Origin of the sequence: Trichocoleus sp. FACHB-262, from assembly GCF_014696035.1 — a bacterium.
Classification (GTDB): Bacteria; Cyanobacteriota; Cyanobacteriia; order FACHB-46; family FACHB-46; genus Trichocoleus.
Genome location: NZ_JACJPK010000064.1, coordinates 125,241 through 147,891, shown reverse-complemented (window position 1 = coordinate 147,891; position 22,651 = coordinate 125,241). Strand labels below are relative to the sequence as shown.

The 22,651-nt window shown below is 48.3% G+C and carries 21 protein-coding genes; 17 read left to right on the top strand and 4 right to left on the bottom strand.

Annotated elements, in window-relative coordinates; translation table 11 throughout:
- The first annotated feature begins 2 nt into the window (after positions 1 to 2).
- The 7 genes from H6F68_RS12555 (at position 3) to H6F68_RS12525 (ending at position 6,892) form a co-directional block, all read left to right on the top strand.
- Positions 3 to 1,055 (top strand): Rieske (2Fe-2S) protein, encoded by a 1,053-nt coding sequence (locus tag H6F68_RS12555; protein WP_190559424.1) that lies wholly within the window; start codon positions 3 to 5, stop codon positions 1,053 to 1,055.
- Positions 1,056 to 1,200: 145 nt separating this feature from the next.
- A complete protein-coding gene (locus tag H6F68_RS12550; RefSeq protein ID WP_190559422.1) occupies positions 1,201 to 1,500 on the top strand; it encodes a 2Fe-2S iron-sulfur cluster-binding protein in 300 nt (99 codons plus the stop codon).
- On the top strand, positions 1,497 to 2,519 hold the full coding sequence (locus H6F68_RS12545) for an aromatic ring-hydroxylating dioxygenase subunit alpha (protein WP_190559420.1): 1,023 nt from the start codon (positions 1,497 to 1,499) through the stop codon (positions 2,517 to 2,519). The genes H6F68_RS12550 and H6F68_RS12545 overlap by 4 nt, the downstream gene beginning before the upstream one ends.
- A gap of 2 nt (positions 2,520 to 2,521) precedes the next feature.
- Positions 2,522 to 3,241, top strand: a complete 720-nt coding sequence (locus H6F68_RS12540; protein ID WP_190559418.1) for a sterol desaturase family protein — start codon at positions 2,522 to 2,524, stop codon at positions 3,239 to 3,241.
- Positions 3,242 to 3,263: 22 nt separating this feature from the next.
- Complete coding sequence (locus H6F68_RS12535) at positions 3,264 to 4,034, top strand: acyl transferase (RefSeq protein ID WP_242065473.1); 771 nt, start codon at positions 3,264 to 3,266, stop codon at positions 4,032 to 4,034.
- A 12-nt stretch (positions 4,035 to 4,046) separates the two neighbouring features.
- Positions 4,047 to 5,384, top strand: coding sequence for a glycosyltransferase (locus tag H6F68_RS12530; protein ID WP_190559416.1), 1,338 nt, complete (start codon positions 4,047 to 4,049; stop codon positions 5,382 to 5,384).
- Positions 5,348 to 6,892, top strand: coding sequence for a GH3 auxin-responsive promoter family protein (locus H6F68_RS12525; RefSeq protein ID WP_190559414.1), 1,545 nt, complete (start codon positions 5,348 to 5,350; stop codon positions 6,890 to 6,892). Before H6F68_RS12530 ends, H6F68_RS12525 begins: the two co-directional genes overlap by 37 nt.
- Positions 6,893 to 6,935: 43 nt before the next feature.
- Here the strand turns inward: H6F68_RS12525 and H6F68_RS12520 are convergent, their stop codons facing one another.
- Positions 6,936 to 7,220 carry a DUF427 domain-containing protein gene (locus H6F68_RS12520; RefSeq protein WP_190549653.1) on the bottom strand — a complete coding sequence of 95 codons (285 nt, stop codon included), beginning with the start codon at positions 7,218 to 7,220 and terminating at the stop codon, positions 6,936 to 6,938.
- Between the two features lie 318 nt (positions 7,221 to 7,538).
- Here H6F68_RS12520 and H6F68_RS12515 point away from each other — a divergent pair, with 318 nt between their 5' ends.
- From H6F68_RS12515 to H6F68_RS12505, 3 genes are all read left to right on the top strand, one after another.
- Positions 7,539 to 9,512: a long-chain fatty acid--CoA ligase gene (locus H6F68_RS12515; RefSeq protein WP_190559412.1), complete on the top strand. Its 1,974-nt coding sequence runs from the start codon at positions 7,539 to 7,541 to the stop codon at positions 9,510 to 9,512.
- A gap of 134 nt (positions 9,513 to 9,646) precedes the next feature.
- Entirely contained in the window at positions 9,647 to 10,096 is a 450-nt protein-coding gene (locus H6F68_RS12510; RefSeq protein WP_190435841.1) for a YlqD family protein, read from the top strand.
- 235 nt (positions 10,097 to 10,331) lie between these two features.
- Entirely contained in the window at positions 10,332 to 11,675 is a 1,344-nt protein-coding gene (locus H6F68_RS12505) for a dihydrolipoamide acetyltransferase family protein (RefSeq protein ID WP_190559410.1), read from the top strand.
- Between the two features lie 95 nt (positions 11,676 to 11,770).
- Here the strand turns inward: H6F68_RS12505 and H6F68_RS12500 are convergent, their stop codons facing one another.
- The gene (locus H6F68_RS12500; protein WP_313930104.1) at positions 11,771 to 12,409 is read right to left on the bottom strand and encodes an HAD-IA family hydrolase; all 639 of its coding nucleotides are present in this window, start codon (positions 12,407 to 12,409) and stop codon (positions 11,771 to 11,773) included.
- Positions 12,410 to 12,675: 266 nt separating this feature from the next.
- Here H6F68_RS12500 and H6F68_RS12495 point away from each other — a divergent pair, with 266 nt between their 5' ends.
- The 4 genes from H6F68_RS12495 (at position 12,676) to H6F68_RS12480 (ending at position 18,180) form a co-directional block, all read left to right on the top strand.
- Positions 12,676 to 13,674, top strand: coding sequence for a zinc-binding dehydrogenase (locus tag H6F68_RS12495; protein WP_190559406.1), 999 nt, complete (start codon positions 12,676 to 12,678; stop codon positions 13,672 to 13,674).
- A 34-nt stretch (positions 13,675 to 13,708) separates the two neighbouring features.
- Positions 13,709 to 15,937, top strand: a complete 2,229-nt coding sequence (locus tag H6F68_RS12490) for a pentapeptide repeat-containing protein (RefSeq protein ID WP_242065472.1) — start codon at positions 13,709 to 13,711, stop codon at positions 15,935 to 15,937.
- A gap of 368 nt (positions 15,938 to 16,305) precedes the next feature.
- Complete coding sequence (locus H6F68_RS12485) at positions 16,306 to 16,659, top strand: PAS domain-containing protein (protein ID WP_190559404.1); 354 nt, start codon at positions 16,306 to 16,308, stop codon at positions 16,657 to 16,659.
- An 84-nt stretch (positions 16,660 to 16,743) separates the two neighbouring features.
- The gene (locus H6F68_RS12480) at positions 16,744 to 18,180 is read left to right on the top strand and encodes an ATP-binding protein (protein ID WP_242065471.1); all 1,437 of its coding nucleotides are present in this window, start codon (positions 16,744 to 16,746) and stop codon (positions 18,178 to 18,180) included.
- Here the strand turns inward: H6F68_RS12480 and ilvN are convergent.
- Positions 18,177 to 18,695: an acetolactate synthase small subunit gene (gene ilvN / locus H6F68_RS12475; protein WP_190435859.1), complete on the bottom strand. Its 519-nt coding sequence runs from the start codon at positions 18,693 to 18,695 to the stop codon at positions 18,177 to 18,179. The two genes, H6F68_RS12480 and ilvN, sit on opposite strands and share 4 nt — an antisense overlap.
- Positions 18,696 to 19,039: 344 nt before the next feature.
- Between ilvN and H6F68_RS12470 the strand changes: the two genes are divergently transcribed.
- Entirely contained in the window at positions 19,040 to 19,429 is a 390-nt protein-coding gene (locus H6F68_RS12470; RefSeq protein ID WP_190435863.1) for a BON domain-containing protein, read from the top strand.
- A 106-nt stretch (positions 19,430 to 19,535) separates the two neighbouring features.
- Here H6F68_RS12470 and H6F68_RS12465 read toward each other — a convergent pair whose 3' ends face one another.
- On the bottom strand, positions 19,536 to 20,489 hold the full coding sequence (locus tag H6F68_RS12465) for an alpha/beta fold hydrolase (protein WP_190559400.1): 954 nt from the start codon (positions 20,487 to 20,489) through the stop codon (positions 19,536 to 19,538).
- Positions 20,490 to 21,073: 584 nt separating this feature from the next.
- On the opposite strand from H6F68_RS12465, the gene H6F68_RS12460 reads away from it, so the two are divergent.
- Positions 21,074 to 21,673, top strand: coding sequence for a LexA family transcriptional regulator (locus H6F68_RS12460; RefSeq protein WP_190559398.1), 600 nt, complete (start codon positions 21,074 to 21,076; stop codon positions 21,671 to 21,673).
- Positions 21,674 to 21,755: 82 nt separating this feature from the next.
- The gene (locus tag H6F68_RS12455) at positions 21,756 to 22,610 is read left to right on the top strand and encodes a HEAT repeat domain-containing protein (RefSeq protein ID WP_190559396.1); all 855 of its coding nucleotides are present in this window, start codon (positions 21,756 to 21,758) and stop codon (positions 22,608 to 22,610) included.
- Positions 22,611 to 22,651 lie beyond the last annotated feature (41 nt).

Below are 22,651 nucleotides of genomic sequence, written 5' to 3'. Positions count from 1 at the left end.
ATATGCAATTCATCCCTTCCTTGGCTGATCTCAAAACCCCTGTTTTTAACAATAGCGATGTCGTAGCTCAAGGATGGTATATCATCTGTGCGAGTCGTGACTTACCAGTGGGTCGAGCTAAATCGTTCGATCTGTGCGACCAGAAAATTGTTGTTTATCGGGGCATGGATGGTAGCGTAAGGGCTTTAGATGCCTATTGTCCTCACTTAGGTACTGACTTGAGCCTAGGACGAGTTGATGGCAGTGTAATTCGTTGCTTTTTCCACCACTGGGCTTTTGATAGCACTGGCCAATGTCAGGATATCCCTTGCCAAGAGCATATTCCAGCTAGAGCCAAGGTTCAGGCTTATGCGACCGATGAGAAATATGGCTTTATTTGGGTGTACCCCGACAGCCAAGCGCCAGAGCCTGTAGTTGAGTTTGATGAGTTAAAAGGTAAATCTCTAGTAGTTTGGACTGATAAGCCCTTGGAGCGCCATTGTCATCATCACATCTGCATGATGAACGGCATTGATGCTCAACATTTGCGAACGGTTCACAAACTTAATGTTGCAATGGAATTATCTCTCGATCGCAATGCCACTGGCAATGTGATTAATTTCACCATGCGGGGAGAGATTCCTGGCAAAACGTGGCGAGAAACAGTGCTTCAGAGATTTTTAGGCAAAAGATATGAGTATTCCATGCGCTACGCCGATGGCTGCATGGGATTGCTAACTATGATGAAAAATGTGCGTTTGGTACCAGCGCTACACATGATTTATGCCTATACACCGATCGCACCGAATAAGACTCGCGTTCAACCAATCTATGTGGCAGAGAAGAGAGCAGGGATCTGGGGTTGGATGGTGACGCGATCGCTCTTACTACTCACTCGCCTGAGCTACTATTTCCTCCGTGATGAGGATGGCCTGATCTATGACAACATCCGCTTCAATCCACAAGTGCTTTTGAGTATTGATGCGCCGCTGGTTAATTACATGAACTATGTGAATCAACTCAAACCTTCCCTCTGGTCAAAATATTTCTCTAAGCAGAAATTATCCGAAGATTGAGCGTTTCTATGTGTATCTCCTTATAGGGGGTAAGGGCGAAGCATTCAGTAGATATTCCTCGAACAAATGCAACAACTATTAGCCGAATGTTACGCCCCTACAGGCGTAACCCAAATCATTAATATTTATTTGACCCACGATTTTTATGAATGCATCCTGTTGTGTAATTCACTTTCCAAATTCAGATTATGCGCCCCTGGCTCTAGAGCCCCGCCAACCTTTAGCCGAGCAGCTTACAGTCCAGAATTCTCCAGTGCTATTTGGTTGCCGTACAGGACTTTGTGGAACCTGCTTAGTCACGGTAACAGGAGATTTCTCTCCACCTAGCACAGCCGAGCAAGAAATCCTCGATATGTTGGCACCTGGAAATTCTCAAGCAAGACTGGCTTGCCAGCTAGATGTGATGGGGGAAATTGCGATCGCGCCTCTGACGGAGGTTATATGAAGTTTGAAGATTTCTGGTATGTGGTGGCTCAAAGTGAGCAACTAAAACCCAATAAAGTTCTATCTCGGACTGTGTTGGGAGAATGGCTAGCAGTTTTCCGAGATGAGAACGGTGAACCTGTAGCTTTGCGCGATCGCTGTATGCACCGCAACAGTAGGTTGTCCAGCGGTCAAGTATGTCAAGGACAGGTACATTGCCCTTACCACGGTTGGGTATATGACAACAATGGAACTGTGGTGGCAGTTCCTGCAGAAGGAGATGACTTTAAGCACCTTCAAACTCGGCGGGTAAAGCGTTACGATACCTGTGAACAAGATGGTTATATTTATGTACGCTTAACCAGCAAGCCGAGTGAGGAGCTAGAACCTTTCCCAATGCCCTATTACCAAGAACCTGGCTGGGCAACGGTGCGAGTGATCAACCGCTTCCGCAATAATGTCACAAACTGTGCCGAAAACTTTATCGACATCCCGCATACGGCTTCTGTGCATCCGGGTGTCTTTCGTACGCCCCGAAGACAAAAGTTGGAGATGACCGTAGAGCGACAAAAAGGAGCAGTACGGGCAGAATACCGGAACGAGACCACAAACTTGGGCTGGTATGCCAAGTTTCTCAATCCCAAGGGCGGCAAGATTCGCCATACGGATTATTTCTTCATGCCCAATGTCACCAGCGTCGAGTATGACATGGGGCCGTATCGCCAACTGTGGATTACCAGTCAATCCGTCCCAGAAACAGAAGATTCCACCTTGGTCTATACCGATGTTACTTACAACTATGGCATTTGGAATCAATTGGCGCGTCCCTTCATCCATTGGACAGCTCAACACATCATCGGTCAGGATGTGGCAGCGTTGGACTTGCAGCAAGAAGTGATTGAGAAATACGGTCAGAAATTTGCTAATACTCCGGCGGATACGATTCATACATTCGTGGAGTCTATTCGCGATCGCATTGCCGCTGGAGAAGATCCCCGTCTGTTGCCCGATCAGTCGGTTCAAGTCACGTTCTGGGTGTAGGGATGGCGATCTTTGCTGCTTTTGTTACTTTACTATTGTTGACCGTAACTCGCGATCGCCACTCTAATTTCCTATGGCAGAAGAACCGAGAAGATTGGCTGCTTGATATGTTAGGTTTATTGGTTCAAGGAGTGGTAATTCCTGCTCTACAACTACTGTTGGTTTATCAATTATATCAATGGTTTTTACCTGCCTGGAAAGGAGTTTTAGAGCTATCTCTTGGGCTAGGGTTTCTGCTCAGCTTTGTTTTCGTAGATTATCTCTATTATTGGAACCATCGCCTGCTCCATCATCGCTTCTGGCCTTGGCACCAAGTTCATCACACCGTTACTCAAATGGACGTGTTGGGCACCTCTCGCAATACGCTATGGAGCAGCTTTTTTATTCTGTATCTGTGGATTCATCCCTTGTTTCTCTTTCTGTTGCAGCATCCAGCAGGTTATGTTTTGGGAGTCACCTTAACTGCAATTTTGGATCTGTGGCGACATAGTGCGATCGCTCCTGCTCCTCAGAGTTTGATTTATTGTTGGCTTTCACCTTGGCTTGTTTTGCCCCAAGACCATGCTTGGCACCATGCCCAAGTTCAGGGCTGTAATTATGGAGCCAATTTGAAGTTGTGGGATCAACTGCATGGAACTTATTATGAGTGCGATCGCGCTCCAGAAAATTTAGGAACTCAAACGAATCTGACGTTGTCTCAGAAGCTATTTTGGCCTTTTTGATATAGGAATAGAGAGCTCATTAATGGAGACTAATCAAGCGGAAATAGACCTACCCCCCCAGCCCCCTTCCCTGCTAGAGAAGGGGGAGTTGAATGCAAGCCAAACGATGAAGGTGGAGCGGCAGGGAATGACATGGCTTAGCGCTATATTGGCCTGCTTTCCGGCGCTGGTGATGTTGTTATCAGGAGGTTCTTTTCTGGCAATCTGTATCTCTCCTAGCGTTTGGACTGTTTTACTGGTGCTGTTTTCGCTTTATGGCATACCGCTATTGATTTACCGCATTCATAATCACTTTTATCCTCAGTTAGAAGGCATTAGCTATCTGCAAGGAAAAGAGTATTCGCCTTGGTGGGGGAGTCATCAAATTCAGGCGATCTATGTTGCCTTTCCTGCCTTGGAAACTGTATTGCGTTTAATTCCCGGTGCTTTCTCCCTTTGGTTGCGATTATGGGGTTCAAAGGTCGGTACAGGCGTGTACTGGACGCCTCATCTGGAGATCGCCGATCGCGGATTGTTAGAGATAGGCGATCGCGTCATTTTCGGTCATCAGGTGGGTCTCTATCCGCACATTATTAAGCCCCGAAAGCAAGATTTGATGCTGTATGTCAAACAGATCAAAATCAGAGACGGTGTGTTTTTAGGGGCTTGGAATCACCTTGGGCCTGGGGTTGTTGTACAAGCAGAAACATACATCCCCGTTTTTACGCATGTGTACCCTAACCAAACGATTGATCAGAGCAAAGTTCAAACTCTTTTAGCCAAACAGCAACATCAACCCTCAAAACTTGAGTAATCCTAAAATTTTATGACTCATTACGGTCTGTTATGCCCTCCCACAACTGGGCACCTCAACCCCATACTAGCTCTAGGCTGCGAGCTGAAACAACGAGGCCATCAAGTCACTCTCTTCAATATCCTCGATACAGCAGCAAAGGCAAAAGCGGTTGAAATTAACTTTTGGCCCCTTGGTAGGAAAGAGTTTCCTTTAGGAACTTTGGGAAATTTCTATGATCATTTGGGCACATTACGAGGTTTAGCGGCTTTTCAGACCACCCTGAACTTCAGACAACAAGTTTGGGCTACTGTGTTTCTGCAAGAAGCTTCTGCTGCAATTCAAGCCGCAGGGGTAGAAGCTCTGCTCGTGGACCATGTGATTGTTGTTGGAGGAGCGATCGCCGAACGATTATCTCTGCCCTTTGTTTCTCTCTGTAGTGCCCTCTTAATGCAGCCCGATGACAGTGTGCCTCCCTTCTTTGCAGGTTGGCCTTATGACCCAGCACCTTGGACACGGTTACGAAATCGGTTTGGTCATGCTCTGTTGGTGCAGTATTGGCGCATGGTGCATCAACCTGTGAATGAGTACCGCCAAATGTGGCGATCGCCGCTATATCTTAATCCCAGTGGTGCGCTCTCACCCCTAGCCCAAATTAGCCATCAACCCACCGAGTTTGAATATCCTCGTCAACATCTTGCTCCCTACTTCCACTTTACTGGGCCGTTCCACAGCACTGTGAGTCGAGAAACCGTCTCCTTCCCATTTGAGAAACTAACGGGTCAACCTTTGATCTATGCCTCAATGGGAACGCTACGAAACCGTTCGCATCGGGTGTTTGAGCAAATTGCTGCCGCTTGTGTTGGCTTAGATGCTCAGTTGGTAATTGCTTTAGGGAAAGGTCTTGCTCCGGAAGCTCTTGGGGCTCTCCCTGGCGATCCGATTGTGGTCGGTTATGCTCCCCAGTTAGAACTTCTGCAACGCGCCACTCTAGCCATCACCCATGCAGGCTTGAATACTGCCCTAGAATCTTTGCAAGCAGGAGTGCCGATGGTGGCGCTCCCAGTCACAGATGATCAGCCAGGAGTTGCAGCTCGGATCAAATGGACAGGCGCTGGAGAAGTAGTTCCAAAATCTCGCTTGACCACAGCCCGTTTAAGAACTGCGGTTCAACAAGTCTTAACTTGCGAAACTTATAAACAAAACGCAGTCAGATTACAACAAGCGATTGCCCAAGCTGGCGGAGTAACACGGGCTGCGGACATTGTGGAACGAGCGATCGCAACTGGCAAGCCTGTCTTGGCTCAAGATTTCTCCAAACCTAAACCTGAACCATGCGCCCCATTATTCAACTCTTTGCCAAGCTGTTAAGCCCGGAGGCCCACAGATTTCATCAAGCTCTGCAAGACCCACAAGCCGCTCAACAAAAAGTTCAAAAGAAGATTTTTGAGTGCTTCGTTGCCAGTGAATATGGCAGATCTTTAGGGGTGCGATCGCTAGAAGATTGGCACAAGATTCAAATTGTGAATTATGCCGATTTGGAGCCGTGGATCGAACGCCAAAAGCAGAGCAAAACAGCACTTTTGACTTCAGAACCTATTCTCTTTTATGAGAAAACATCAGGGAGTCGTGGACCTGCAAAATGGATTCCCTACACGCGATCGCTGCGCCGCTCCTTTAGCCAAATGTTTTGCATCTGGGCGCATGACCTGATCACAAATGGCCCTAAATTTTTTACAGGACAAGTCTACTTCTGTATCTCCCCGCAACTCACTCAACCCACACAGACAGATACAGGAGTACAGGTTGGACTAGCAGATGATGCTGAATATCTAGATGGTTGGTTGCAGTGGATATTACGACCTTTTTTGGTGGCTCCTGCGGGTTTAAGTCGTCTTCGTGATCCAGAAGCGTTTAAAGAACAGCTCTGTTTAGCATTATTCCAAGCAGAAAAGCTAGAGATTATCTCCATTTGGAGTCCTAGCTTTCTCACCGTGCATCTCGACTACATCCAGCAACATCGCCAAAAGCTTTGTGACCAATTGCGCTATCGCGTCTCTCCCCAACGCCTCGCCTTGCTCTCAGATCCCACAACAACTTGGACAGAAATTTGGCCCCACCTAAAGCTGATTTCCTGTTGGGATAGCGTCAATGCTGCCGACCAAGCTCAAGCGCTGCGATCGCACTTTCCTGGTGTGATGGTGCAGGGTAAAGGACTTTTGGCGACTGAAGCCCCGATGACAGTGCCACTGATTGCCGCTCAGGGATCTGTGCCGCTGCTGAATGAAGTCTTCTTTGAATTTGAGGATTCCACTGGCAAGATTTATCTTTTGCACGAGCTAGAGCCAGCCACAGAATACTCAATCATCTTGTCCCAAAAAGGCGGGTTGTATCGGTATCGCATGGGCGATCGCGTCTGGATGACTCACACCTACCTGAACACGCCTTGCCTGGAGTTCTGGGGCCGTGATCAGATGACCAGCGATTTAGTTGGCGAAAAACTACATGCTGCGTTTGTGGCTCAAGTCCTCGATCACCTAAATTTGGGGGGCACAACGTTTAGAACTTTAGTTCCCGTCACTCAACCTCAGCCCCATTATGTTTTGTTGCTCAATCAGGCTGATCGGGGAGATGCGATCGCCCAACGACTAGATGCTGCCCTCAGCGAGTCTCCCCACTATGAACATGCTCGGCTTTTAGGACAACTAGCACCTGCTCAAGTTTGGGTATCGCCAGATGTGCCTGACCTGGTGCTGCGACAGAAATTGCAAGCGGGCCAAAAGTGGGGAGATATCAAGCATGAGGTCCTAGCTACGAAGCCTGTCGAAACCTTTCGAGTTTTTGAGTTTAGTTCCAGCAGTTCCGGTAGGGTGGGTTAGGCTAGCCGTAACCCACCGAGCAAGCAAAACCGAGAGGCAAAAGTTATGCCTCGACTTTGACACCGCGCCAAAAGGCGATATAGCCTTCAATGTTTTTGGCAGCCTGCTTCGCCTCTGGATAGTACCAAGCCGCGTCTTTGTTCACTTGGCCCTCTACTTCAACGTTGTAGTAGCTGGCTACACCTTTCCAAGGACAAGTGGTATGAGTTGAACTTTCTTTAAAGAATTCGCGATTGATGGCATCTGGGGGGAAGTAGTAGTTATTCTCTACCACTTCGCAATTGTTACTTTCGGCGAGGACTGCACCGTTCCAAACTGCTTTTGCCATGATTCACTTCCCTCGTTTCTATTCAAGTTCGCTTGTTTGGTCAATTTTGGTTAAGAACGGACAGATTGAATCCTGTCCTAAACCAGTCTTTCTCTAGACTCTAGTCAGGATAGCGTGGAACTATAGCGGGTTGTGCGAGGAAAGTTTATCTGTATCTTTTTGTCCTATATTTGGTAGCCATGATGCCTAGTGCTGTATCAAGCAATTTTTGACCGGTGATGTAGTACACATCATTCAATCAAACCCTTCAATTACAAATTGGCAGATTACCAGCTATTTATGCTTAATTTCCTATCGTTTTTGAGGTAAAGAGCGACTATGAACCCTCCTAATGCACCTAACCTCCATTTAACTGAGCCAGAGCGCGCTAACCTCAAGCGCTTAGTGGACTATCAAGCTGTTGAGTCTTTGCCAGCGATTTGGCCAATGGTGGCTCAGAAATTTGGCTCGATTGTGGCCCTAAAAGATCCCCATGCCAAACCGGAAGTGTCGCTGACTTACGCGCAGGTATATCAGCAAATGCAACACTTTGCCGCAGGGTTGCAGGCATTAGGGGTGGAAGTGGGCGATCGCGTGGGCCTAATCTCCGACAACAGCCCCCGTTGGTTTGTGGCGGATCAAGGCATCATGACGGCTGGAGCAGCCAATGCCGTCCGTAGTTCTCAAGCAGACCGCGAAGAACTTTTGTTTATTCTGGCTGATAGTGGCAGCACCGCGTTGGTCGTTGAGAATCAAGCCACTCTCAAGAAACTACGTTCTGGCCTGGATGGGCTAGCAGTCCGAACCGTGGTGTTACTTTCCGACGAGGAACCACCCGTTGATGAAACGCTCAAAGTCTTGAACTTTTCTCAATTACTGGAGCTGGGTGCTAATCACTCGTTGCAACCGGTGCAGCAAAATCGGGAAACCTTGGCTACTTTGATCTATACATCAGGTACGACAGGCAGACCAAAGGGAGCCATGCTCAGTCATGGCAACTTGTTGCATCAAGCCACCATGCTAGGGGCCGTTGTGCCGCCACAGCCCGGTAATATTGTGCTGAGCATCTTACCTAGCTGGCATGCTTATGAGCGAGCTTTTGAGTACTTTGTTTTAGCTCAGGGTTGCACTCAGGTCTACACCAGTATCCGTCACGTTAAGCAAGATCTGAAAACATACAAACCCCAATACATGGTAGGAGTCCCCCGTCTGTGGGAGTCGATTTATGAAGGGGTACAGAAGCAGTTTCGGGAGCAGCCAGCGAGTAAGCAACGGCTGATCAACTCGTTCCTGACGGCTAGCCAAAAATACATTGCCGCTCAGCGCATTATCCAGGGTCTGAGCCTAGAGCATCCCCATCCTTCGGCGGTTGAACGCTTAGCAGCCGCTGCAAAAGCTGCCGCTCTGGCTCCGGTTCATGCCTTGGGCGATCGCCTGGTTTATCGTCAAGTCCGGGAGGCAACTGGCGGCAAAATCGAGTTTTTGGTGAGTGGAGGTGGGTCTTTTGCCAAGCACCTCGACAACTTCTTTGAAATTATTGGAGTCACCGTTTTGCAGGGCTATGGCCTTACAGAAACTTCACCCGTCACGAATGTGCGTCGGCCTTGGCGCAATCTCAAAGGCGCTTCTGGTCAGCCCGTACCAGGAACGGAGATTCGCATTGTAGACCCAGAAACTCGTAAACCTCTACCCCCTGGAAAGCGGGGTTTGGTGCTGATTCGGGGTCGGCAAGTGATGCAGGGGTATTACAACAACCCACAGGCGACCGCTAAAGCGATTGACCTGGAAGGGTGGTTTGATAGCGGCGACTTAGGCTGGGTGACGGATGAAAATGATTTGGTGCTGACGGGACGTGCCAAAGACACGATTGTCTTGACTAGTGGCGAAAACATCGAACCGCAACCGATTGAAGATGCTTGCATTCGCAGCCCTTACATCGACCAAATTATGGTGGTTGGGCAAGACCAGCGATCGCTGGGTGCCCTAGTTGTGCCTAACTTGGATGCTCTACAACTATGGGCCACTCAGCAAAACCTATCTCTCAACTTGCCTGATCAACCCGCTAGCACCAATCCTTCCGGGGCTACGGCGATCGCCATAGACGACAAACGCATTCAAGATTTATTCCGCCAAGAACTGAATCGGGAAGTGCAGAACCGCCCAGGTTATCGCCCCGATGATCGAGTGGGGCCATTTCGCCTAATTGTGGAACCCTTTTCAGTCGAGAATGGCATGATGACGCAAACCTTGAAGATTCGGCGACCCGTTGTGATGGAGCGCTATCAAGGTATGATCGACGGGATGTTTGCCTGATCGCTGGGCTGACGCACCGTATACAGACGCAGTATCGTTTTTGACAGAATCGTTTCTTGCAAAAACGTTGGCGCAAGTACGCGTTGTTTCCCAAGCGTTGCCCATCCTCAAACTATTTTCCAAGTGAAATGTTTATGGACGTCTCCAATTCACAATTACTCCTGAAACGAGCCATTACAGTTAAAGCGATCGTCACCCCTCGGTGGAAGGAGGAAGCTCAGCAGCAACTCCAGGCGCAAATTAATCAACTTGACAGCCAATTGCAACAGTTGGAAATGCAAGGGCAGCGGATGATTGCTGAAATTCAAAAGCAAAGTCTGCAACCCCCTGGCCCTCAAACAGTGCAGCAGATTGACAATATTCAAATTCAGGTCAATCAAAAGAAAAGTGAGCTGCTAGAGCAAAAAAACCAAGTGCTCCAGCAGTTGCAGCAAGTGCAAATGCTAGAACTCAACCAAGAAGTGAGCCAAGGCCAAATCGAAAGCTTCTTCCGGATCGAGCCGGGTGATAACTTGGTTGAAAAGATGCAAGTTGAGGTTTTATTGCGGGATGGCATCGTCGAAGAAATTCGGGGCGATGTCTAAAGCTTGACTCTCTAACGATGGGTGCGATCGCTCAGAGCACTCAGGTTAGGTGCGATTTCTAACTCTCTTGAGGTTTCCCACTGTTACAGGTGGGAATTTTTGTAGGGTCGGTGAGGCGATCGCAGCAATTCTAGTCAACTTTGTTCTGTGTGATAGCCCTGGTGGCATCTGTCAGGATAAAATGCGATCTGGCTTTGCTCCAGTTTTAACGATTTATTGATTCAGAACCCAGCCCATGATCAACGAAGTTTTCATGCCTGCCCTCAGTTCTACGATGACTGAAGGAAAAATTGTTTCCTGGACCAAGTCGCCAGGTGACAAAGTTGAGAGAGGCGAAACCGTCCTAGTTGTCGAATCCGACAAGGCAGACATGGATGTGGAGTCCTTCTATGAAGGCTATCTCGCTGTGATCATGGTGCCTGCGGGTGAGAGCGCTCCAGTGGGACAAACGATCGCCTTCATTGCCGAAACGGAAGCTGAAATTGAGACAGCGAAACAGAAAGCAGGGGGTCAATCATCTACAACCACGACAAATCCTGCGGCTGTGTCTGCGCCTGCGGATGCCTCCACCCAAGCCCGCCAAGCAGCGATCGCGACAGAAGCTACAGTTGCAACCGCCGCCAACGGTAACGGCTCCAGCGTTAGCAGTGGCCGCACCATTGTTTCTCCTCGTGCTCGCAAACTGGCAAAAGACTTAAAAGTGGATCTCGCCGGATTAAAGGGCAGTGGCCCTCACGGTCGGATCGTCGCTCAAGATGTGGAAGCGGCTGCGGGTAAATCTCAACCTCCTGTTTCTGGTGGGGGCACAGTTCCACCTTCTCCAGACAGGCTCGTAGATCCAGTTCCTCCAGGTGTAGGTTCTAAGCCTAAGTCTGTTCCAATTTCTCCACCTGCCCCTGTAGTTCCCGGTCAAGTGGTGCCGTTGACCACGCTGCAAAACGCGGTCGTCCGCAACATGATGGTGAGCCTCAGCGTCCCCACCTACCATGTTGGCTACACGATTACCACCGACAACCTAGACAAGCTTTATAAGCAAGTGAAGTCCAAAGGTGTCACTATGTCGGCTCTGCTGGCCAAAGCAGTGGCAGTGACACTACAAAAGCATCCTCTATTGAATGCCAGCTACACCGAGCAAGGCATTAGCTATCCTTCTGCGATCAATATCTCTGTCGCAGTGGCAATGGAAGATGGTGGCTTGATTACCCCTGTGCTAAAAAATGCCGATCAATCGGATCTCTACTCGTTGTCTCGCACATGGAAAGACTTGGTCGATCGCGCCCGTGCCAAGCAACTCCAACCTGATGAGTACAACAGCGGCACCTTCACCATTTCTAACCTGGGCATGTTTGGGGTCGATCGCTTTGATGCGATTCTGCCTCCCGGTCAAGGTTCGATCCTGGCGATCGGAGCTTCCAGACCTCAAATGGTAGCGACCGATGATGGCTTGTTCGGCGTGAAACGGCAGATGCAAGTGAATATCACCTGCGATCACCGCATCATTTACGGCGCTCATGCGGCTGCTTTCTTGAAAGACTTGGCAACCTTGATTGAGACCAATACTCAGTCGTTGACGCTGTAGCGTTCGCTTAATCAGGATACCTAAATAAAATTAAGAGGCGATCGCTCCTTCAACGAGAACAGCGATCGCCTTTTTTGTAGTGCAGGTGTTCCCAATTACGAATTGGCGATTCGTAGAGATTGAGCGATCGCTAACAATTCGTCTGGTTGACCAATCAAGAAATCAGGATTTTGTCTCGCTAAGGCTTGCCTAGAATTAAATCCCCAACTTACAGCCACGGACTTGATTTTGACTTGTTTGGCTGCTTCAATATCTCGCGTTTCGTCACCCACGTAGATGACAGTATTGGGGTTGATTTGTTTTTGTAATAGCAGCCGACTTAAAACCTTATTTTTGCCGAACAAGCTGCTTCCTGAATACACGAAATCAAACAGCTCATATAAATCGTGATGCTTCAAGAAGGTTAGAACGTTGCTCTCAGCATTAGAGGTAACGATCCCGAGCCGATTTCCATCTTGCTTCAACGCCCATAAAGCTTCTTGGATACCGTGAATTGGTTTTAGATGCGGGATTTCTTGTTTTAGCTCGTTTTTAACTCGACGCATTAAAAAAGGCAGCTTTAAGATCGGAATTTTTGAATATCTAATGATTTCTTGAGAACTTAAGTTCTGAAGTTTTTTGACCTCTTCAGAATTAACGGCTTTGTAACCAAATTCTATGGCTAGGCGATTAGTGATTGCCACGATCGCCTCTAATGTATCGGCCAAAGTTCCATCGAAATCGAAAATAATCACTGACACAGCTACAAATACAAAAATAACTATTAATTCATGAACCAAGATCACAGCCGTAGTCTAACTCAGATTGGGTGTGGGATTGAGGGGCGATCGCCAATCTCTCATTTCCAAAACGATGGGTCAGAGGAGCAGCCTGAGCAATGCCTTCTCTAGTATTCTGATGAAGGAGCTGAGTAACATTTATCTAAGGCGGTAGATTAGCAATTCTTGCCTATTCCGCCGTTAGCTCCAGTGATGCCTAACTGTTTACTAAGAGAGCAACCGTGAAAGCAATTTTGATGACAGCCCCTGGAAGCCCGGAGGTCTTGCAACTTCAGGAAGTGCCTGATTTAGCAATTCAAAAACCCACCGAGCTATTAGTGCGGCTCAAAGCTGCTGGCATCAACCCAATCGACACCAAATTGCGACAACGAGGCACGTTTTTCCCAGACCAAATGCCCGCAATTTTGGGATGCGATGGCGCTGGAGTGGTTGAGGCTGTGGGTGCAGAAGTCCAACGGTTTCAGGTGGGCGATGAAGTGTACTTCTGCAACGGCGGCTTGGGTGGGCATCCGGGCAACTATGCGGAGTTGGCAACGATTGATGAGAAATTTGCGGCTCGCAAGCCTGCCTCACTCAGCTTCGAGGAAGCGGCAGCGGCTCCCTTAGTGTTGCTGACCGCTTGGGAGGCGTTGTGCGATCGCTGCAATTTGCAACCAGGGCAGCGGGTGCTAGTCCATGCAGGTGCGGGAGGCGTTGGTCATGTAGCGGTACAACTGGCGGTAATTAAGGGAGCGCGAGTTTGCAGCACGGTGGGTACAGAAGAAAAAGCTCGCTTGGTGCGTCAGTTGGGAGCTGAGTTGGCGATTTTGTATCAGCAAACTGACTTTGTCCAAGCGGTGATGGATTGGACCGAGGGCGAAGGGGTAGACATTGCCTTTGATACCGTGGGCGGCAGCAATTTTTTTAAGTCCTTGGAGGCTGTCAAGGTATACGGAGAAACAGTGACAATTTTGGACTTCGATACCACTAACGCTAACTGGAAGACTGCTAGAATGCGGAATTTGCGGGTCAGTCAGGAACTGATGCTGACTCCAATGCTGCAAGGGTTAGTAGCGGCTCAGCAACATCAAGCCGAAATTCTAGAAACCTGCGCGGCTCTGTTTGATGAAGGCAAACTGAAAATTCATCTGCAACAAGCCTTGCCTTTGGCTGAAGCGGCTACGGCTCACCGTTTGCTGGAAGCTGGCTCCATGACAGGCAAATTAGTTTTGGTGATTTAGCCTAACCGAGAGCTGTAAATTGGGGTAATAATTCTTGCGCTGGCTATTTGGGGATTGCTGGGAGCATCGTTCTGAAAGGGCGATCGCCTCCCGATTCATTCGTAAAATCATTCGCTTATTGCTGCTGTGCGGTCTGTTGCTAGGGCTGCTATGGCCACAGCCAAGTTGGGCCGCTGCCCCACCAGAACGCACCCTCCTAACCTTAGATCTGTTGCAGGAACGGTTGCGATCGCCAGCCCAAAGTGAGGGGATTCGCACAATTGATTTGCGCCGCCTCGACATTGATCTGCGACCAGAAAATGCTACATTTCGCGATCAATTTTACCGTTTGTTGCAAACTCAGTTGCAGCGGGCAGGATCGCCTTTGGGCTTGGATCTGAGCTATTCGGTAGTTCAAGGAGAGTTTGCGGGCAACCAGTTGGGCTTGAGAGCGCCGATGTATGGGCAGGCGTTGTCTCCCATCTTTACTACGGCTGAGCAAGAGCAACTACGACGCGATCGCCGCCGTTTATCGCGCTTGAGTGAACTGTCGCGATCGTTGATTACTACCCCAAATGTGGGCACGCAAGCGCTTGCCCCCTTACAAATTGCCGTATTTCGCGGCCCGCTGAAGCTGTCTCAGACTCGCTTTGTGGGAGCGGCGAACTTTAGTAATACCTTCTTTCTCAATCGGGTTGAAGCTCAAGGGACTTGGTTTGGCCAGGAAGCCGATTGGTCGGGCACCCGCTTCAGCCAGCCCAGCAGTTTCGCCGGAACGACTTTTAATCAAGAAACTCGCTTTCGCAGCAGTATCTTTTTCGATCGCGCAGGATTTAATCAGTCGCAGTTTCAGGGACTCGTTAACTTCCAAAGTAGTGAATTTCAGGGCACAGCCAACTTTAGCCAAGCCATGTTTCGGCAATTTGCCAATTTCAGTCGCGTGCAGTGGCAAGGGACTGCAGACTTGGCCCAAACCCGTTGGCAAGAAGCGGCTCAGTTTAATAAAAGTCGATTCGTGCAGTCCTGTTTTCTCACGGAAGCGGAGTTTGAGCAACCTGTGAGCTTTCGGGAAGTGCAATTTAGTCGTCCGGTGAATCTGCGCGGGGCAAGTATTCTGGAGCAAGCCGACTTTAGCGATGCGGGCTTTAGTAAAGCGGCTTACCTGAATGTGCCAGGGTTAAAGTTTGATGCTGACCATGCCAAGTTTCTCGGTAATCCAGGGCAAATTGGGCGATCGCTTTCGGTTCCGGTGCTGCAAGGCAATGAAAGCTTATTGCGGAACTTAGTGCGAAACTTTCGCCAACTAGAACAAATTAGTGACGCCAATCAGATTGAATACAAAACTGAATCTTTGCGGCTGCAAGAATTACGACAACGACTTCTAGGCACAAACATCAACACCGCATCGCTGCCACGTTTAATCAAGATTGGTTTTTCTGCGGCTCAAGCCGAAGCGATCGCCCAACGCCGAGTCGAGCAACCCTTCCGCGCCCTCACCGAACTGCTCACCCTCGACAGCATTGACCTGGCTGACTATATCAAGATTCGCGATCGCGCCATAGCCGCCGATTCCCGCAACTGTGTGGGGTGGGTGCTAGACGGATTGCACTGGCTCTGCCTTAGCCTGCTGTTGCTACTGAGTCGATATGGCACCAATTTTTGGTTGGTGTTTGGGGTGGAAATTGTCGCGATCGCTTACTTCGGCGTGCTGTTTTGGCTAATCGATCGCCTGCGTCGCTTACGACCCAAGCCCATTGTGCCGACTCTTTACGAAACGATCGCGGTGCTGAGTAGCTTTAGTGTGCTGTCTTTGGGCGGACTGGTGACGATTTTTCAAACCTCCGATAGCCCTTGGCTCACCTTAGCTTGCCTCGCCGTGGTGATTGTCCCAGTTCCTTTGTTGCTCTTGGGACGGCTATATCAGCAGGGTCGCTACCACAACTTAATGGATGTCAGCTATTTTGTCGAAGAAGGTAGCTTGCGGCAATTGCGCCTCCTAATTGGGCGAATGCCAATCATGCCTCGCTTCCCGTTGTTCCAGGAGCGCTACGTGCCGCTACTCTGGGATCGCCGCTGGAACTGGCTGAACTATTACGACTTCAGCTTCAACAACCTGCTGCGCTTTGGATTTAATGACATTCGTCTGCGCGATCGCGATATGCCTGGTTTAATTACGACCCTCGTTTGGTACCAGTGGAGCCTAGGCATCCTCTTCATTGCCTTGCTACTTTGGACCCTGTCGCGTACTATTCCAGGGCTAAACCTATTGATTTACTTCAAGTAGCAAGAATCTGTAGCGCCTACCATACTTGTACTTAGCATCAAATATTACCTTGGTGTGATTGTTTCCTAGACAAATCACGAATAAGCTTTATAAAAATGCGGCACTAAGCATAAGCGACAAACGTCAACTTACAAAGTTAGTAGTTTGATGTGCTCTAGCTTTGACTAATTTTTTTCATTAATCTCCGTTAAACACAAGTAACTTTAGCAACATTGCTAAGGTTCGTGCTAAATCAGGCGTGCATCTTCAGAGTGGAAAGATTTCATCCAAAACTTTCTACCACCATGACTCCAACTCCCTTAGAAGCAATTTCCGTAGCAATTATTGCCTCACCTCTTAGCTGTTTTTATAACAACTCCGAGCCATAGATGAAGACAATCGAAGAAATCAAGCTTCAAGCGGAATTGCCTGTTTTAGTAACTGATGAGCAGGGACTAATCATTTACGCAAACGAGCCTTTTAGAGCAGTTTTCGGGTGGAACGACGACGAAGTGTTGGGACAGACACTGGAAGTAATAATTCCAAGAAGCTTCCACGATTCTCACCACCTTGGCTTTTCGCGCTTTGCCATGACTGAGCAGTCGAAAGTTCTCAACCACCCCTTGAAACTAAAAGCAGTCAAAAAAGATGGCACAGAGATTGAGGCTGAGCATTTTATTACGGCTGAAAAGTTAGCAGGAAATTGGTTTTTTGCAGCCATACTTCGTCCCCTGGATGCCTAATCACCTCATTGCTGAATTCCAAGGATACAGATGGTGGCTAACTCAACTGACCTAGTCAGCAAATTGCGCACAACTCTGGGAAAGATGGAGGTGGCGCTGGGAGCAATTACAGAAGCGATCGCCTGGACTGATGAACTAGGAAGAGTTCAGTGGTCTAACACTGCATTCGATCACCTAATTGCCAAAAATCGATTTGAAATTTTAGGCACCAAGCTAATCAATTTGTTGCCTTTAATCCAAAATGGCGAACCTGTTTCTGTGGCGACCCATCCAGTCACAATGGCCTTCAAACGTCAGAGGGATTCGACTGCCTGTTATGAATTTCGGCAGGATAATACCACGTTAGTTATAGAAATTTCTTGTACTTGTATTCATCTCAAAGACGCAGACAATGGTGTTGTAGTCGCGATTCGCAATATTACGCAACGCCAACAAGCAGAAGCACTCTCAAAGCGACACCAAGAACAATTGCAAGACTTGGTAGAAGAGCGAACAGCAACCTTGTCGTTTATTAACAACCAACTGCAACAGGAAGTTTGCGATCGCCAGTACACAGAAGCAGTCTTACGCGAAAGTGAGGCTAAAAATCGCGCCTTGGCAGAAGCTGCTACCCTCCAAGCGCAACAGCTCAGCCAGACGCTGTTGGAACTGAAGCAAACCCAAACCCAACTTGTTCAAAGTGCCAAAATGTCCAGCTTGGGCCAAATGGTGGCTGGCATCGCTCACGAAATTAACAATCCCGTCAACTTCATCTACGGCAACTTAACTTACACCGATCAATACACGCAGAACTTGTTGGCTTTGCTGCAACTTTATCAGCAAGCTCATCCCCAACCTAACTCCAAAATTACCGAATTTAGTGAAGCGATCGAACTCGATTTTTTAATCAGCGATCTGCCGAGAATCTTAGCTTCGATGCAGATTGGGGCCGAACGGATTCGAGAAATTGTTTTGTCACTAAGGACATTTGCGCGACTGGATGAAGCAGAACGCAAGGCTGTGGATATTCATGCTGGAATCGACAGTACTTTGTTGATTTTGGAAAATCGGCTGAAGGCCAAGGGACGCGATCCAGAAATTATCGTAGTTAAAAAATATGGCAATTTGCCTGAGGTGGAGTGCTACGCCAGCCAACTCAACCAAGTATTTATGAATGTGCTCAGTAATGCGATCGATGCTTTAGAAGAGCAACCCGAACCGCGAGTCATCACGATCAAGACCTCAGTAGTAAGCTCAACGGCTGCACCTGACAAGACTCAACCGTTGGGTGACCAGAGCGATCGCGTGATTATCCAAATTCATGACAACGGCCCAGGTATCCCAGAAGCAGTGCAGGCAAAGCTATTTGAGCCATTCTTTACCACTAAACCCACGCAACAAGGCACTGGACTAGGGTTAGCCATCAGCTACCAAATTATTGTAGATAAACACAAAGGAACGCTCCGATGTACTTCGGCACCGGAGCAAGGCACAGAATTTTGGATCGAAATTCCGCTTCAGGACGTGGCTGCGGATGCCTAAAGCTTGGCTTCGAGAGACTTCAAGTATTCAGTATTGACTCCAGACTCGCGAGTTAAGGCAATTTTTCCGGTGCGGGCAATTTCGCGAATGCCAAATTTATTCAACACTTGCACGATCGCCACCATTTTGCCCGGATCGCCCACAACTTCTAGAGTGATGGCATCTTCCGCCACATCTACCACCCGCGCCCGGAAGATTTGCGCCAGCTCCACAATCTCCGAACGATTGGAGCTAACCGCGTTCACCTTCAGCAGCATCAGCTCTCGTTCGACACAGGGCACTTCGGTAATGTCCTGCACTTTGATGACATTGATCAGCTTGTAGAGCTGCTTGGTGAGCTGCTCAATGCTGTTGTCATCACCCGGAACCACCATCGTAATTCGAGAGACTCCCATCTGCTCGGCTGGGCCTACGGCTAAGCTTTCAATGTTAAAACCCCGACGGGCAAACAGACCAGCAATGCGGGTTAGAACTCCCGCTTCATCTTCAACCAGAACAGAAAGGGTATGTTTCATCGCAGTAATTGTCTAACCAAAATGCTGGTAGCAACAGCACAGTAGACCGCCATTTTATCGCGCTCTCTCTCGATTGGAAAACTATTAATTCATCAAATTAGATTTGTGAGGTTGTGCTGCACAGGCTTTGCCACCCAACTAGCAACTCGATACCTAGACTTGCAAGGCTGTCTTGAGCTGATGAAACTTGCCCAACCAGCTAGGATTTCTGACCGGATCAACTAACTATGTCTCTGTCAATAGGGTTAGCGCTGCTCCTTGCGGACCTCTTTTCCTGGGCAGATGCTTGACTGGCCTGAAATGTTTTTAATCAAGTTAAGTAAAGATTGATTCGGAGCAAGATTATGGGTTGGTTACAAAGACTGTTTGGCGTTAAAAAGCCTCAGAATCCTCAGCAGGCAATTAATGCAACTCCTGCACCCCAAGCAGCGCCCCAAAGCGCACCCGCAGGACAATCCTACGCTGCCCCTTCTGCAACTGAAGCAACTCCCCCAGAGCGAGTGGGCCTAAATGGTGAGTACGACCAGAGTGGTCTAGCAAAGCGTGTCGCTCTAGCATTTGACGAAGATGACCAGTTGGATGACATTGAGACGCTGTATGTGGCTCAGACTGGCGGCACTGTCGTACTGAAGGGCAAAGTACCCAGCCAAGACATTCTCAACAGGATGGTTTCAGTCGCTAGAAATGTTAGCGGTGCAACTGGCGTAGAAACCGACCAAGTCACGATAGGCTAAGTCATCGTAGCGTGACAAATTCAAAATTTATCCTGTACTGCTGTTTGATTTTATCTCTCCTAATTTTGATCTCTACTGAATTCAGTAGAGATTTTTTTATGAGCCGTTACTCCTCAACAGCAACTGGTAGCGCTGAAAATTCAGCCGTTTTAGCTACACTCCAAGCATCAATCCACTCCAAAATCGCCTGATTCACTGCTTCGGGACATTCATCGTGCAGGCAATGACCGGCGTTGTCTACTTCAACAAACTTGAGGTTGGGGTTGTAGCTGATGAACTGCCGCGCCAAGCTATAAGGAATCATCCGGTCCTGCTTCCCCCACATCAGCAGCATGGGAATTTGCAACGTTGGCAGCATAGACTTGACGCTAGGGCCAAATTTGGTGCTAGTCATGGCTTTGAGGATGGCACAAAATGCTTGAGCAGAGCCTCGGTCTTGGGCAGGTCCAGTCAAAATATCTACGAGTTCATCGGTAACAGCTTCTGGGTTGGCGTAAGCAATTCTGGCCCAGGGCTTTACGACTTGAGGCCGACGCACGACTCGAAATATGGTTTTGAGCAATAGCGGAGAGGCAAATAAACCTTCGAGAGTGGCGATCGCGGGTCGGAGAAATTGAGGAATCGCTTCTTCGCGGGCAGAAGGATCGGGCAAGCTGAGCATGGCAATCCCCGCGACCATATCGGGGTGAGCCGCTGCTGCTGCCATACAAATCAGCGAGCCAATGGAGTTACCCACTAACACCACAGGCTGGCGAATAAAGGTTTTCCAGAAGTCATAAACTTGCTCGACCCAAAAAGCTGCGTTGTAGTTAGCCACTGCTTTCTCGGAAGCTCCAAACCCCAACATATCGAGCGCATAAACAGTGTGGGATTGGCTCAGCACTTCTAGATTCTGCCGCCAGTGCCCAATTGACGCGCCAAACCCATGCAGCAAAATCAAAGGGGTGTTGCTAGTAGCTCGCTGCGCCGCTCGCATGTAGGTGTAGCGAGTTTGCCACCCCCGCCAAACCCAATCTCGCTGATTGCCAACCCGCTGATGCCAAGGCAAAGAAGTGACCACGCTGACCTCAAAAGTTGCTCCTAAAGCCTATGCTAAGCCAAAAATTTTGTTGCTTGGGTGCGTGAGGGGAAAGGGGAGGGGCGATCGCTATACAAACCTGTTAAAGAACTACGTGCATGCAGAAGAGTTTATTGCAATTGAATACAGATTCAGTTTCTGCTGCTGGGCAATTAAGATGCTATGTCAGATGTGATGCTAGCAGGGCTTTGGTTGACTTGCATTAGATATCACGCCTTATGCTTTTCTGCAAATTTGATTTCCAGGCTTTTTTCAAGAAAAGCTTTGCAGAGCAGTTTATCTGTAATAAATTTGAAAGCAAGGTTTTGGTACAAATGTATTATGAAAAGCAATCGTAAACGACGCAGAGAAGCGATTTCTAATACTGGACTCAGCGTTATGTTCTCTGAAAAAGCCCTTATTGCACTGTTGTCTGTGGTTCTAACTCTCGGTGTTGCTCACTTACAAGTTAGAAGCTCGGTTAGTCAACAAGCTCCGATGAGAGTCTTACAAGATAAACAAAGTTAGTTGATTGATCTAAGGGAAGTTCAAGAAATTACAAAAATTTGTACAGAGGATGATTACTTATGCCGAGCGGCGGTTCTCGAAAAGGATCAGGTCGAAAATATAAATTTGGAGAACCATCTGCGGATATTGGTGTTCCTAGATCAATTAGTAATGATTTAGCCGTAGCAATAGAGTACTTGTGGGAACAGGGAATAAGAGGACAAGAACTAGTCCAGATCTTACGTTCAGCGAAGTTACATCGGATTAGAAAGTACGATTATTCGGTGTCAGCGGGTGCGAACAGTACATCCAGCGTCGGAGGGGATTCAATGAACACCGATTATGAGGAAATTGACCTCTATGACGCACTAATCGAGGAACCGAGCAAAACCATCATATTGCCCGTGATAGGCGACTCAATGATAGGTATTGGTATTTATCCAGGTGACTGGTTGATTGTTGAACAAATTAACCCTCTATATCAGAAACCTCAAGAGGAAGACATTGTTATAGTCTCCATTGATGATGAAACCTTAGTTAAACGCTACAGAAGGGAAAAGGGAGAGGTAGTTCTGGTATCAGAGAACGAGAACCACAAACCTATCAGGCGTACTGAAGGTTCGATTTACATCTCAGGAATTGTGAAAATAGCTATTCGTCGTAACTTGTCAAAACTGTAACTTCAGCCCGATCACACAATGAAGCAATTCGGGATTAGATAGTAGATCTGGTGTTGAATTAATAAGCTAGTTGGCTAAGACAATGCCCACGCTTGTCCACATCACAGACGAAAAAAATAGCGCCCGAATCCAAGAGTCTGGCATTGCGCTAGGAAAATATCGTAGCGTCATCTATTTCATGCCTGTTGTACAGGATCACTTTATATCGCATCAGTGGTTACGGGAACTTCGGCGTAGGGGTGCACGGGTATTGGTTGGTGTTTACTTTCGCTTGCCATCAGATGAGCTTGTTTGGGCAGGGAAGTACAGCTCAAAACACCAACGTCTACCCTTAGGGCAAGCCATCCGTGACTTTTCTGCACTTGCAGATCCATTGGGTTATGAGATGTTCATCGAGAGAAAGATCGATGCGGCAGAAATCACCAAGATTCGTCATTTACCTCAAAAAATCGGTTGGCGTTATCAGCCCCACGCTCATAGAAAGCCACCATGCGGATGTCCAGCATGTTTAGACTACGGCTCCTATGGGTCAAGAAAGATTCGTGAGAAATATGATTCTCCGCCTATCCCAGTTCCCTACGAAATACTTAAGGCTAGGATTGCAGAGTCTAGTCAGATAGATGTTTTGTTGGACTGCTTATGGGCGCTGTGCAATAAGCGCCGAACTGCCGACCCTTCCTTTCTTGAGCATCTTCTGACTATTGAGGACGCCGAACTTCAGGAAGTGCTGGCTCGCACGCTTGCACATTTTAGACACGAAAAGACGAAACGCATATTGCTGGGGCTGTGTAAGCATGAGTCTGCTGAAGTCAAGACAGCTGCCATAGAGAGTCTTGTTCAACTCTATCGCCAGGACGCGATCGCCGTGCTAGGCCCATTAGTGGATGATCCAGCAATTTCAATAGCACTGGCTGACAGTTCGCTTGAATTCTTGTAAGGGGTGATTGGCAATCCTAGTTGATTCGCCCTAATTCGCGA

Bases quoted from the DNA above. Each gene is read 5' to 3' on its own strand.
- H6F68_RS12555 (WP_190559424.1), top strand. From the start codon at position 3: ATGCAATTCATCCCTTCCTTGGCTGATCTCAAAACCCCTGTTTTTAAC.
- H6F68_RS12550 (WP_190559422.1), top strand. From the start codon at position 1,201: ATGAATGCATCCTGTTGTGTAATTCACTTTCCAAATTCAGATTATGCG.
- H6F68_RS12545 (WP_190559420.1), top strand. From the start codon at position 1,497: ATGAAGTTTGAAGATTTCTGGTATGTGGTGGCTCAAAGTGAGCAACTA.
- H6F68_RS12540 (WP_190559418.1), top strand. From the start codon at position 2,522: ATGGCGATCTTTGCTGCTTTTGTTACTTTACTATTGTTGACCGTAACT.
- H6F68_RS12535 (WP_242065473.1), top strand. From the start codon at position 3,264: ATGGAGACTAATCAAGCGGAAATAGACCTACCCCCCCAGCCCCCTTCC.
- H6F68_RS12530 (WP_190559416.1), top strand. From the start codon at position 4,047: ATGACTCATTACGGTCTGTTATGCCCTCCCACAACTGGGCACCTCAAC.
- H6F68_RS12525 (WP_190559414.1), top strand. From the start codon at position 5,348: ATGCGCCCCATTATTCAACTCTTTGCCAAGCTGTTAAGCCCGGAGGCC.
- H6F68_RS12520 (WP_190549653.1), bottom strand. From the start codon at position 7,220: ATGGCAAAAGCAGTTTGGAACGGTGCAGTCCTCGCCGAAAGTAACAAT.
- H6F68_RS12515 (WP_190559412.1), top strand. From the start codon at position 7,539: ATGAACCCTCCTAATGCACCTAACCTCCATTTAACTGAGCCAGAGCGC.
- H6F68_RS12510 (WP_190435841.1), top strand. From the start codon at position 9,647: ATGGACGTCTCCAATTCACAATTACTCCTGAAACGAGCCATTACAGTT.
- H6F68_RS12505 (WP_190559410.1), top strand. From the start codon at position 10,332: ATGATCAACGAAGTTTTCATGCCTGCCCTCAGTTCTACGATGACTGAA.
- H6F68_RS12485 (WP_190559404.1), top strand. From the start codon at position 16,306: ATGAAGACAATCGAAGAAATCAAGCTTCAAGCGGAATTGCCTGTTTTA.
- H6F68_RS12480 (WP_242065471.1), top strand. From the start codon at position 16,744: ATGGAGGTGGCGCTGGGAGCAATTACAGAAGCGATCGCCTGGACTGAT.
- ilvN (WP_190435859.1), bottom strand. From the start codon at position 18,695: ATGAAACATACCCTTTCTGTTCTGGTTGAAGATGAAGCGGGAGTTCTA.
- H6F68_RS12470 (WP_190435863.1), top strand. From the start codon at position 19,040: ATGGGTTGGTTACAAAGACTGTTTGGCGTTAAAAAGCCTCAGAATCCT.
- H6F68_RS12460 (WP_190559398.1), top strand. From the start codon at position 21,074: ATGCCGAGCGGCGGTTCTCGAAAAGGATCAGGTCGAAAATATAAATTT.
- H6F68_RS12455 (WP_190559396.1), top strand. From the start codon at position 21,756: ATGCCCACGCTTGTCCACATCACAGACGAAAAAAATAGCGCCCGAATC.